The sequence below is a fragment of the Buttiauxella sp. BIGb0552 genome (assembly GCF_004366275.1).
Lineage (GTDB): Bacteria > Pseudomonadota > Gammaproteobacteria > Enterobacterales > Enterobacteriaceae > Buttiauxella > Buttiauxella gaviniae.
Genome location: NZ_SODY01000002.1, coordinates 623,332 through 635,857 on the forward strand (window position 1 = coordinate 623,332; position 12,526 = coordinate 635,857).

Sequence of the window (12,526 nt, forward strand, 5' to 3'; positions counted from 1 at the left end):
ATAGAGTGGCTTCTTATTTACATCTCACGCAGTCAATCTGACAGCGTGAGATCAGTAAGCCTGGCACTACACGCTAAGTTCACCCCAAACCAGATTCCCTTTATGGAAGGTCGCGGTTCGTGGAGAGATGCGTGCCACGGCTTCGGCAGAACATGAGGCATCCACCAGCACAAAGCTCGCTTCATCCTGTGCTTTTGGCCACATACGCTCGCCTTTGTCATTAAGCGGCAGCACATTGCCGGTGGCAATCGCAAGGGATCGTGAAAGATTCAGTTCACTGACACGCATATAGAGCTGCGCATAAAGGTTAGCTTTTTCCAACATGTCGCCCAGGCCATACGGCGACCAGTGGTCGATAACGCTGTCGGTGCCCGTCATCACAAACACCCCCTTCTCTTGCAACTGCTTGAGTGGCATATGCATGGTGCCAATCGGTACCGTTGACGCGATAGTAATTTGCTGCGCCGCCATACGCGTAGCAATCGCATCAACCTCTTGTTCGTTCATCATCGCCAGTGCAAAACCGTGGCTGATGGTCAATTTGCCTTTCAGCTCAGGGGTTTTCTCCACCGTTTCAACCATGTAATTCACCGCGGCGATCCCGGCTGGGCTGGTTTCATGCAGGTGGATATCGACACCTTTTTTGTAGTCGATGGCTATCTGGAACATGGCATCTAAGGATTTTTCCATCGCCCCGTCGACGTTAGTCGGGTCAAGCCCACCCACATAGTGAGCGCCCGCTTGCATTGCATCACGCATCAGTGCAACGGAGTTAGAGTGCAGCAAACCATGCTGAGGAAACGCGACAATTTCACAGCTAAAACCAGACTTACGGCGTTCCAGAACCACTTGCAGATTTTCGAGGTTTTTCAGCCCGGAAACGGGCTCAACGTTGCAATGGCTTCGGGCGATGGTCGAGCCTTTCGACTGAATCAAATCAATCAGTTTTTCCGCACGCTGCTGAGTGACCGGTTGCAGTTCCGGCAGCAATTTTTGCTCAAGGGCAATCATGTCCAGAATGGTGGTTCCCGCCGGGCGGTTATGCACACGCCACGGGCCGCCGTAGAAGGTTTTATCAAGATGGATGTGCATATCGCGCATCGCTGGCAGCAGCAGTTTCCCTGACGCATCGTAATGGGCAAGGGTGGCATCGGGATGCTGTTTATTTGCGAGCAGTGCCGCAATTTTGCCGTCTTTAATTTCCAGCGTTTTCAGTTCGGTTTGCGTGCCAACAATAGTCTGCCCGTCGCGGCTAAAACCCGCCTCAAGCAGTACGTTGTCGAGGTAGTAATGCGATTCTTTAATGGCGCTCATGCGATTGTCCGTCTCACAGGCAAGGGAGGCTGGTTTCGCAGCATACGCCATTGAGCCAGTCGCGCCAAAGAGTGCGCAGGCAGCAGCCACTTTACCGCCACCGCTTAAAAATTCACGGCGGCTTTTTTCTGCATTATTCATTGAGTTCTCCCACTCTTAAGCATTAACAATATGAGTGCCCGTCTCGCCACGCAGGGCTGCAGGTAATTTTTCAGGTGTGGTGATAATCACGCGTTTGCCGCCATTGCGCAGGAACGCGAGGCTAGCAGTGATTTTTGGCAGCATGCTGCCCGGAGGGAAATGACCTTCTTCGCTGAAATGCGCCATCTGTTCAACCGTGACTTCATCGAGCGCTCGTTGTTCTGGTTTGCCAAAGTGAATACATACTTTCTCCACGCCAGTGGTGATCACCAGAATGTCAGCGTTCACTTCGCGAGCCAGCAGCGCGGTAGACAGGTCTTTATCGATAACCGCATCCACGCTCTGATAATCGCCCTCTTCGCTGCGAATCACCGGAATACCGCCACCTCCTGCACCAATCACCACAAAGCCTTGTTTGATAAGCGCGCTGATGGCATCAGCTTCAACAATGCGTTTTGGCTCTGGAGACGCCACAACCCGACGGTAACCACGCCCGGAATCTTCCACAAACTGCCAGTCCGGATGCGCCACTTTTAGCGCCTCGCACTGTTGTTCGCTAAAGAACGCGCCAATCGGCTTGGTTGGATGCGCGAAATTCGGGTCGTTTTTGTCCACTTCCACTTGAGTTATCACGGTGACCGCTTTTTTGTCTCCGTGTTTCCCCAACTGGTTATTCAGCGCCTGCTGAATCAGATAGCCGATACCGCCCTGGGTATCTGCCACACAGTTAGCCAGCGGTGTGAGCGGCAATCCCTCTTTCTCATGGGCGATTTCCGCACGGCGCAGATCCAGCCCCACCTGTGGGCCGTTGCCGTGCGTCAGCACGATGTCGTAATCCGACGAGAGCATTTCCAGCACCGTCTGGGCCACTTCTTTAACCGCGACTTGCTGATGTTCAACCGACTGGCTGGCGTTGTCTTTGATGATGCTGTTGCCGCCAATTGCCACGACCACAAGTTGTTTCATTATTTTTATCCTTAGGGTACGGACGCCCTCACCCCGGCCCTCTCCCTGGGGAAAGGGTTAGGGTGAGGGGAAGTATTAAACGGAAGTCACAACCTCAGAAGCCGCTTCACGACGGTCAAGCACATGCTTCACCACAAACATCGCGCCCATCATCAAATACGCGGTGACAAACATCAGCGAACTGCCCTGCGCAAAGCCGACCATCGGCGCATGAATCACGCCAAACAGTGCCAGCAACGCACCAACTGCGGCGGCCACTGCACCGCGTAACGGCTTGTTGATAATCGCGAAGATTGCCACGCAACCCCACAACATGCTGGCGAGCGGTGCACCGTTGCCCAAATGCACCAGTCCCTGGTAAAACACCCCTTTATGCGCCAGCGCTTCAGGGCCGATTTTTGCAGCCGACGTCCCGGCCGCTGCCATCACGCTATTCACCATGGTCAGCGCCCAGTTGGCTATCCACGGGAACAAGCAGATGAAAATAACCGGCACCTCTATCTTCGGCGTTTCGCGCACCACCTGGTTTGCCGTCACCACGCCGATAAACACCAGAATTGGCACAATGGCAGTCATCGGAATAATGGCGAGCATGAATGCACCGAGGCCAAACAGCGGCACGATAAACATCGTCACACCCGATGCCAGCGTGTAGCCGATACTCGCACCCATCGCTTTCCAGCCCGCGTGTCCAACGTACACCGTGACCGGGAACGGGTTCCCCATCAGGCAGCCGAGCGTGGAGGCAAGGCCGTTGGTGAGCATCACTTTACGGGTGTTGTACTCATCACCCGCCGCGTGGGCACTTTCGATGTTTTCCAGGTCGAAAATGTAGTTCGCAAGCCCCAACGGAACTGCTGATGCCAGGTACGGCAGCGCGTGCGGCAAGCCTTGCAGGAAGCTATCAACATGAATCGATGGCGGGTTAAAGCCGAATGAGGACATCGAGGCTTTGATCGCTTCCGGGCTTTGCAGGCCGGAAACCCACGCCAGCGCCGTACCGGCAACCAACAGCAATAAGCCAGTTGGAATGCGGGCGAAAATCGGCTTTTTGCCAAACCAGTTAATGAAAATCAGCAGCAGCACGATGAAGGAAACCGTCGGCGCTTCAAATGCCTGAAGCATCGGGTTCATCGCCAACAGCAATAAACCTAAGCCCGACAAACACGAAAGCAGAACGGTACGCGGGATCATCTTGCGGATGGTTTCGCCAAGGAACGAACCGCCCACCAGAATCATCGCTTCAACAAAACACCACACCAGGCCAATCTGAATCGCAAACTCAGCGTCGCCGGTTTGCTGGTAGACCGGCATCAATACCAAAAACGTCACGGTAAAGATGGACGGCGCACTTGGCCCGGAAGGCAGTGCGGTCACGTCTTTGCGCCCTGTCTCTTTTGCCAGTTGCAGGCCAAACCAGGCGTAGCAAATGCTCGCTACCAGCACCGCCAGCCCAAAGGCTGGCGCAATGCGCCCGTAAACAATCTCAGTCGGAATACCCACCACAAAAATGAGTAACCCCATCATGGTCAGCAAGTTGGTCAGGTTGTTGGTCATCAACCCGAAATATGCCGCCCAGTCACCGCGTTTCCACTCAAGCTTAACGTTTGTCATCGGGGTATCCCTCAGAAAGAGTAACGCTCACCAAAGGCGAGCAGAGCCTTCTCAAAACATTCAAACGGCGGATGGACAATCCCGGCGCCAATCATGCCGATGCCCGCATCTTTGTGGGCAATGGCGGTGTTGATCACCGGCAAAATACCGCTGTTGCCCACACGCGTAATATCAATGGCGGTTGGGATGCCCATAAACGACAGCAATGGAATGGTGACATTCGGGTTTTCGCCCACCGTTATCTCACGCATCTGGCGTGAGAAATCGATAGCTTCATCCACGGTGCCACCCACCAGCGCCACAATCGCCGGAGCCGTTGCCATAGCAAAACCGCCGATGCCGTAGGTTTCCGTGATCGCGCTATCACCAATATCCAGCCCAGAATCTGCCGGTTTGTAACCCGCAAACATCGGGCCGATCACTTGCTGCGCCGGGCCGGTGAACCAGTGTCCCGGCAAGCCGCTAACGCGCAGGCCAAACTCCACGCCGTTACGCGCCATAGTGGTCACCACGGTGCTGTATTCGATACCGTGCGCTGCGTCCATTGCCGCTTTGCACATCGCCATCCACGTTGGGCCGGAGAAATAGTCGCTGCTGGCGACAAAATCGAACACTTCTTTCTGCTGTGCGACGGTGAAATTAGTCTGAATAATCCACGGCGTGAGCGCCTGAATCAGCAACGTGGTGCCCGCGTTGTTGCGGTTGTGGCACTCGTCGCCCATATGCAGTGCTTGCGCCAGCATCAAACGCAGGTCGATTTCACCCGCCAGTTTCATCGCATCACGCAGCATTGGGCCGAGCACATCACGCATCCAGAAAAGACGGTCGATAACGCTCTGGTCGTTAGCGCCCATGCGCAAGATCTTCGCCATCTGCTCGCTGAGGTTGGTATATGCGCGGTTGCCGTAGGTTTTGTTCTCGACGATATGCATAAACATTGAGGCAGACGTCACACCCGCCATAGACCCTACGCAGTCGTGTTCATGGCATGGCGAGAAGATGATTTCGCCAGACGCCGCCAGTTGTGCGGCCTCATCAATATTCGCCGCCAGCCCTTCAAACACCAGCGCCCCGGTGACCGCTCCCTTCATCGCACCACACATATCTTCCCAGGCAACAGGCGGCCCGGCGTGCAGAATGGTGTTGCGCGTCATACCCGGAACCACGTTAATCGCCTGGTCATAACCGACTAAAACCGGCTGTGACTGGATGATGCGCTCAACGGCTAGTTTGTTAGCCGCTGCTACTTTTTCGGCAAGTGCCGGAGCGGCAATGGAATCGAGCGCGTTAACGACAGCTAAATTACCCTGCCCCGGTGGCGTCCAGTCCAGTTGCATCACGGGAACGCTCTGCTTTTTCAAATCGTCGCTGAACATTGCAATGCCGACGTTAATCACATTTAGCGGTTGGTTGAATAAACTCATTGTGCTTTCTCCTTGCAAACAAACTCACGTGCAAGCAAACCGGTGTTGGTGCTGCTACTAGCCCAGATAACGCCCGCATCCGTCAGCATCTGGCACTGCTTTTCAAGCGATGGCGTGTCCAAATCGGTGCCCAACACATAGCCCAGGATTTCCAGGTTACGCTCTTCGCGGGCAGCAATGACTTTCGCTTCTTTGATGGCATCAAGCATCACTCCAACCGGATCTTCATGGGAGCCAAAGCCCAAGACGAAGTCCATTACGATCACGCCCACTTCCGGGTCACGCGCTTCCTGCAACAGGCGGCTAATACGGTTGGTGGGGTCAATCATCGGGTGTGGTTTGCCGTTGGTGAAATCGTCATCGCCAAAATCGAGGAAGGTGTGGGCAATGCTGACATTCACATCTTTGAGGCGGTATTCAGGGTTCGGCTGGATATTGCTGTAGACGTCCGGGTACTTTTCCAGTGCCGCAAACATCGCTTCGTCACACAGCGTGCCGCCGCAGAACAGCGCACGAATGTACTTTTGCTCAGGTTTCATGCGCGCACGGACTTCTTCAATCAGCGGCCAGTTAAGCGGGTGTAAGTCCAGTGACTCTTTTTTGATTCCAGTAAGCAGAACGGCTTTCAGCGCAGCCTCTTTCGTGGCACGGGCGAACTGCAAACCTGCTTCATCCTCACGTGCTTCTTTAGTACCGAGGAAGCAAACCACCACCGGTTTGCGGCAAGCTTTGGCTCTCTCCAGCACTTTACGGGCTACCGCTTCAGCAGGCGGTTTAGAAACCAGAACAATCACTTCGGTTTGCGCGTCATCTTCCAACATTTTGATGGCGTCGAGCATCATGATGCCGCCGATTTTCTCGCTTAAATCACGCCCACCGGTGCCGATGAGTTGTGAAATTCCACCGCCAAATTCATGGATACGCACGCTCAATTCCTGGCTGCCAGTGCCGGACGCGCCAACAATGCCAATTGAGCCACGGCGTACCGCGTTACCAAAGCACAAAGCTGCACCGTTGATAATCGCAGTGCCGCAGTCTGGCCCCATCATCAGCAACCCTTTGCTGTGTGCGAGCTGCTTGAGTGCCAGTTCGTCTTCAAGGGAAACGTTGTCGGAAAAGAGCATCACGTTGAGGTCGTTTTCCAGCGCCTGACGTGCTTCACGGGCAGCAAACGCGCCGTTGACCGAAATCACCGCGAGGTTAGTTTCCGGGATATTGTGATGTGCGCTGGAAAGTGTGGCGTAACGCGCTTCGTGGCGTGAATTGCCGCTGTCTTTGCGGGTGAAGAGCCCTTCAATGGCTTCAAGCGTGGCTTCATTTGCCGCATCGCTCGCTCCTTTGATGACAATCATCAGGTCGCCATTTTTGGCCTGTTCCAGCTCGTCGTTTAACAGACCGAGGTTCTTTAAAACCCCTTTGTTCATCTCGGTCGCCATCGCGACAAACGCCTGTTCCACACCGTCAAGCTGGTTGGCTTTGGTTGAAATGGACATCAGTGAGACAGAATCAAAATAGGTATTCTTTTTAATTACAATCCTGGTCGACATAATTTCCTCCGTTAATTTTGGTCAAAGCAAAGGCATCCGCCATGCCGCAAAGCATGTCGCATCCTGAACTCGACCCTATTTTTTTAATTTCGTTAATAGACTGCTGAATATTTTCCAAATCACCATTGACCACCTGATAAATAAAACTATAAATAGTTTCACGATAACGTTGGTCAATAGCTTCACGCAGCGTAATAGCGCTTAGCTGCGTGGTTTTATGTTTTTCTTTCTCCAGTGCGACAATAAAAATATCTCTATATTTCCGCGCAGGATGTCCGGTAATAAATAAAACAGCACTCAGGCCCGCCAGATAATCATCACCAGATGGCGTTAGCCCAATACCTAAACCTAGCAACCCACTTATTCCATTTTCAATCGCAGCGCAATTCCCTGTATTTAGCGCTGATATAAGCTGTTTTCGATTTAATTGCAGCAGGCGGCTCATTTCCTGGTAGAAAATATTATCGCCATGAAAATAAAATAGTGACGAACTTTGTATGACACTGGCCTGTGTCATTTGCGCAAGATGTTGCCAATCGGTCTGTTTTATTCGTGTGTGGCTTAGAAAAAGCGCTTCAGGTTGCCAGCGTGTACAGCGCGAGAAATCGATGCGTTTATCTGTGCCAATATCAATGCCGTTACTGTGAAAAATTACCCGCTCACCGGGCTTAAAGTGGTTCTGACAATGCTCTACTGCTAAACGACAGCTATTTGGTGCGTTATCACAATCGGTACTGAGCAAAGTGAAGATCTGTTGCCTTTCAGGGAGGTGAATATTCACCGCCCGGTCAAACACCTGCTCAACATAACCTGTTGTATCACCGTATAAATCCGGGGCGAAAAAAGCGCTATCTGCCGTTTGTGCAAAAAGGCACTGCCGCTGAAGATATCCGGCGATAGTGCATCTCCTGTGTATCAGGCACCAAAGTTAACCAGCAGTTCGGCAATCTCGTGATAGCCTTTTTCACGCGCAAGAGACAGTGGGGATTTGCCATATTTATCGGTCATGTGCGGGTTGGCACCGTGATCCAGCAGTAGTTTGACGATCTCTTGCTGTTTCGCCCCACCATCATTGAGCACGATAGCTTCAAGCAATGGCGTCCAACCAACAAAATTAGTGTGGTTAACGTTAATTTCGGTGCGTGTGACTAATTCGCGGACAATTTCAACGTGTCCTTTTTCGCTGGCTGGGGTAATTCCCACGCCACCAAAGCGGGATAAACAATTCAGATCGGGATTTGCTGGTAATACCAGGCGTAATAATGTCAGGTCGTTATTAAGACAACTCAACAAGAAGGGGTTAAAACAGGTTTGATCTTGTTTATTGATATCGGCACCAGCTGCAATTAAATATTCCACACAGTCATATTTTTGGTGGAGGCTGGCGAGTGTAATTGCGGTACGCCCTTGACGATTAGTAGCGTTAATATCTACACCATCACTGAGACATTGTTTTAGGTTTTCCAGATGCCCCTGCTCTGCTGCACTTAGAAATTCTGCAATAAGTTCTTTCTGAGACATATCCATACTCCCATACTTTGCTATTTCTGATGAATTGAGAATAGCAACACTATGAGCGCTTTAACATCCGTTTAAAAATCATTCATCGTTAATGACAGCATTGTTGAATAGTATTCAACAATGTGAGCAAAATGTGCGATAGAGCAATCTTTTACCTATGATAGAAGAGCTTTCGCCGCTCTTTATCTCTCTCTATGAGGAAGGCCGTCAGGCCTTGCAGATAGCGGGAGAAATGAGATTCAAGAAGTGTGATGCTCTTCAAATCACTTGTAACGGCAGTGTTAAATATGGTTCAAGGCAAAGTCGCGGATCATAAGGAATACAAATACATTCAACAATAGGATTGGGTAGCTGTCGGACGACGCTGCGCTTATCCGATCTACGGGAGTAGCGCATGAATTCCATTTTTACCGAAGAGAACCTGCTGGCGTTCACCACCACGGCGCGCCTTTCAAGTTTTAGTAAGGCAGCGGTCGAACTGGGGATCACCACTTCTGCCGTCAGCTACACCATCAAAAGAATCGAGACGTACCTTGATGTGGTGCTGTTTGTGCGCAATACCCGCAGTATCGAACTGACCGAGTCCGGCTTCTATTTCTATCGCAAAGCAACCGAACTACTTAACGATTTCCACGCCATAAAACGCGGTGTTGATACCATCTCGCAAGGAATTGAGGTGAAGGTACGCATCTGTATCAACCAACTGCTTTACACCCCGCGCCACACGGCAAAACTGCTGCAAATACTAAAAAAGCAGTTCCCTACCTGCCTGATTACTATCACGACAGAGGTGTACAACGGGGTGTGGGACTCAATTATCAATAACCAGGCAAATATTGCGATTGGTGCGCCAGATACATTGCTCGACGGTGGCGGGATTGATTACACGGAAATCGGCGCGATTCACTGGCAGTTTGCTATCGCTCCAACCCACCCGTTGGCATTTATGCCGGAGCCAATTTCTGAAAGCCAGCTGCGCCTGTACCCCAATATTATGGTGGAAGACACCGCATCAACACTGAATAAAAAGGTGGGATGGCTGCTGCATGGGCAAGAAGCGATTCTGGTGCCAGACTTCAACACCAAGTGCCAGTGCCAGATTCTGGGAGAAGGCGTTGGTTTTTTACCCAGCTATATGGTGCGCGAGGCTCAGGATAGCGGCCTGCTGGTGACACGCCAGATAAACAACCCGCGCCAGGATTCACGCATGCTGCTGGCAACCCAGCATGCCGCCACCGGGCAGGTAACCCGCTGGATTAAAAAGCAGTTTGCGCCGGGCGGGTTGTTGACTGAGATTTATGGGGACTTGTTGGTTCGGGATTAAGCGCCAGCTACGCTTCGCTGCAACATCTCCTGCCAGGCAGGGACATCGCCAAGGTAGCGCCCGGCATCCAGTACCTGTAACTGCCCGAGGCTATTGCGAAGCGCAAAAGTTGGGAAACCACGTCCACCAAGCTGCGCCAGTAGCGCACGGCTTTCAGCAATATGCTGATTCAGGATTTCACCTTTGATGGCCTGCATTTCAGCGCTAAAAGCCGGGATGGGTAAACCAAGTTCCAGGGCCTGCGCCTCAAGAACGGTTAAATCGGCCACACGCTTTCCATGCTGGTAGTGCGCCACCTGAATAAGATGCAGCATCTCCAGCCCGCGCCCGGCCAGCTTTTGCGCCGCAAGAATCGCGCAAGTGGGTGGGGCCGAGTCCATCACTGCCGTGGTATCCAATAATAAGCCATTGGTATACGCATCGCCGAACGGCTGCCCGGTCATGGCGGCAATCCTCGCATCATGTTCGATAACGTGCCCGCGCCACTGCGCGTCTATGGTGCGACGGTGGTTGCCAACCATCATGCCGCCGCCATTCAGAGCAATCGACAGTCCAGGGACTTCACCAGCCGCGTCGACAAGCGGAGCTGCACCGTAGCACCAGCCACACAGCGGGTCGAAAATGTAATGCAGAGTGTTAGTTGTCATCTCTCCTCCTGGTTACTGCGGCCATTTCATTTCGCCTTTCAGCACCTTCGCACCCAGCTCAAGGCTCGACTCATCCTTCAAGTCAGGATACTGCTTCTTCATCACCGCAATCAGTTGAGCTGAATCTTTTGCTTTCGGCAACGCCTTTTCCAGCGTCGTCAGGTAGTTTTGCGTGAAGGTCACCGACTCAAGCGTTTGCGGTGCGCCCGGCAGGAAATGGCCTGGAACCACCACTTTCGGTTTCAGGGCTTTGATGCTTTCCAGCGTTTGCTGCCAGTCGGCACGCGATTGCGGCGTTTGAGTATCAGCCACCCACAGATGAATATTATTGCCCGCAACTGGCACCCCGCCCACCACCGCTTTTAGCGCCGGGATCCACACATAGGTGCGGTCTGGCGTTGGGCCTTTTACTTCGATTTTCTGGCCGTCAACCATGAAGCTGTTGCCCTGAAGCGGCTGCGGCACCACCACCGACTGTGGCGCGTTCTCTTTGAGGATCGGTCCCCAGTAAGCCAGTTTGCCCTCTTTTGAGGCTTCAATCGCCGCAATGGTTTCCGGCGTGGCGACGATTTTTGCCTGTGGGAACGCGGCCTTAATTTTGTCCAGACCGAAGTAGAAGTCTGGATCAGAGTGGCTGATGTAAACGGTCGTCAGGGTTTTGCCGGTCGCTTTGATCTTCTCAATCAGCTGCTCGGCATCGTTACCCTGGAATTGCGCGTCAATCAGCACCACTTCTTTCTCGCCACTGACTATCTCGGACGACACCGGGAACACGCTTTTCTCACCGGGATTGTAAACTTCCATCGTTAACGGGCTGGCGGCGTGTGCCAGAGTCGTAAGGCTGACGAGAGTCAGCGTGAGTACAGATTTTTTAAACATAGCAGATGCCCTAAATTGTCTTGATGTTGGGCACATCTTACGTTGCATGAATTGATACAAAAACCGGATAATGAGCAACTATTCATTGCATAAATCGGACGAATAATGGATCGCATTACCGCCGCACGGGTGTTTGTCACCATTGTCGATCTGGGCAGTATGATTGCCGCCGCAGACCATCTTGATATGTCGCGAGCCATGGTGACGCGTTATCTGGCGCAGATGGAAGAGTGGACTGGCGCACGCCTGCTGCACCGCACCACGCGCAAACTGAGCCTGACCGATGCGGGCGAAAGAACCCTGAGCCTGTCACGCAAAATGCTCGCTGTCGCCGAAGCTATCGATCTGGTCGAGGATAATCAGACCGAGGAAATACGCGGCCTGCTACGTATCACCTGCTCCCAGTCGCTGGGGCAAACCGCGCTGGCAGGTGCCGTGACGCAGTTTCTGAAACGCCACCCTCAGGTGAGCGTCGATTTGCAAATGAACAACCGGACGGTAAATCTGGTGGAAGAACGGATTGATCTGGCACTGCGCATCACCAATGAGCTGGACCCAAATTTGATTGCCCGCCCGCTTTCCACCTGCGCCTCGGTAGTGTGCGCCGCTCCTGCTTATCTGGCGGCAAACGGCACTCCGAATCATCCTGAAGATCTCGCCAGCCATAACTGCCTGACTTACAACTGGTTCGGCAAAAGCCTGTGGCATTTTGACCGTGCAGGGGAAAAATCTGCCGTGGCGGTGAGCGGCAATCTCAGCGCCAATGAATCGGTTGTGCTGCTGGCGGGAACGCTACAGGGCGCGGGGATTTCGCTCCAGCCGTACTATTCTGCCGCCCCGTTACTGGCAAAAGGTGAACTGGTTGAACTATTGCCTGGCTACCAACCGCAGGAAATGGGCATCTACGGCATTTACACCACCCGCAAACAGATGCCCGCCACACTGCGTGCGATGCTGGATTATCTGGTGGAATGGTTTGCCACGGATGAGCAGTGGCGAGCGACGCTGCGCTAAAGCTCACCAATGATTATCTCGTTATGGTTAATCCCCCGCCATTACCCCTACTCATGAAGGGGTAACTCGCTACCCAATACCTGGCGAATTGATTTTGCTCAATAAGCCACCGTTAAATGTGGGTATTTTCGCGAC

The 12,526-nt window shown here is 52.7% G+C and carries 11 protein-coding genes; 2 read left to right on the forward strand and 9 right to left on the reverse strand.

The features are described 5' to 3' along the window. Positions 1–66: 66 nt before the first annotated feature. From EDF88_RS07670 to EDF88_RS07700, 7 genes are all read right to left on the reverse strand, one after another. Positions 67–1,455, reverse strand: coding sequence for an amidohydrolase family protein (locus EDF88_RS07670; protein ID WP_134183867.1), 1,389 nt, complete (start codon positions 1,453–1,455; stop codon positions 67–69). A 15-nt stretch (positions 1,456–1,470) separates the two neighbouring features. Then, positions 1,471–2,421: a carbamate kinase family protein gene (locus tag EDF88_RS07675; RefSeq protein WP_064516898.1), complete on the reverse strand. Its 951-nt coding sequence runs from the start codon at positions 2,419–2,421 to the stop codon at positions 1,471–1,473. A 75-nt stretch (positions 2,422–2,496) separates the two neighbouring features. Next, a complete protein-coding gene (locus tag EDF88_RS07680; RefSeq protein WP_064516896.1) occupies positions 2,497–4,035 on the reverse strand; it encodes a hypothetical protein in 1,539 nt (512 codons plus the stop codon). Between the two features lie 11 nt (positions 4,036–4,046). Then, positions 4,047–5,459 carry a DUF1116 domain-containing protein gene (locus EDF88_RS07685; protein ID WP_134183869.1) on the reverse strand — a complete coding sequence of 471 codons (1,413 nt, stop codon included), beginning with the start codon at positions 5,457–5,459 and terminating at the stop codon, positions 4,047–4,049. Further along, the gene (gene fdrA, locus EDF88_RS07690) at positions 5,456–7,006 is read right to left on the reverse strand and encodes an acyl-CoA synthetase FdrA (RefSeq protein WP_134183871.1); all 1,551 of its coding nucleotides are present in this window, start codon (positions 7,004–7,006) and stop codon (positions 5,456–5,458) included. Before fdrA ends, EDF88_RS07685 begins: the two co-directional genes overlap by 4 nt. Further along, positions 6,984–7,802, reverse strand: a complete 819-nt coding sequence (locus EDF88_RS07695) for a DUF2877 domain-containing protein (RefSeq protein WP_243839597.1) — start codon at positions 7,800–7,802, stop codon at positions 6,984–6,986. The genes fdrA and EDF88_RS07695 overlap by 23 nt, the downstream gene beginning before the upstream one ends. Positions 7,803–7,921: 119 nt before the next feature. After that, positions 7,922–8,527 (reverse strand): ankyrin repeat domain-containing protein, encoded by a 606-nt coding sequence (locus EDF88_RS07700; RefSeq protein ID WP_134183873.1) that lies wholly within the window; start codon positions 8,525–8,527, stop codon positions 7,922–7,924. Between the two features lie 394 nt (positions 8,528–8,921). Here EDF88_RS07700 and EDF88_RS07705 point away from each other — a divergent pair, with 394 nt between their 5' ends. Continuing rightward, positions 8,922–9,851, forward strand: coding sequence for a LysR substrate-binding domain-containing protein (locus tag EDF88_RS07705; RefSeq protein WP_064516888.1), 930 nt, complete (start codon positions 8,922–8,924; stop codon positions 9,849–9,851). Here the strand turns inward: EDF88_RS07705 and EDF88_RS07710 are convergent. Beyond that, a complete protein-coding gene (locus EDF88_RS07710; RefSeq protein ID WP_134183875.1) occupies positions 9,848–10,498 on the reverse strand; it encodes a DsbA family protein in 651 nt (216 codons plus the stop codon). The genes EDF88_RS07705 and EDF88_RS07710 overlap by 4 nt on opposite strands. A 12-nt stretch (positions 10,499–10,510) precedes the next feature. Continuing rightward, entirely contained in the window at positions 10,511–11,377 is an 867-nt protein-coding gene (locus EDF88_RS07715; RefSeq protein ID WP_134183877.1) for an MBL fold metallo-hydrolase, read from the reverse strand. Positions 11,378–11,482: 105 nt separating this feature from the next. Between EDF88_RS07715 and EDF88_RS07720 the strand changes: the two genes are divergently transcribed. Next, positions 11,483–12,391 (forward strand): LysR family transcriptional regulator, encoded by a 909-nt coding sequence (locus tag EDF88_RS07720; RefSeq protein WP_134183879.1) that lies wholly within the window; start codon positions 11,483–11,485, stop codon positions 12,389–12,391. Positions 12,392–12,526: the final 135 nt, after the last annotated feature.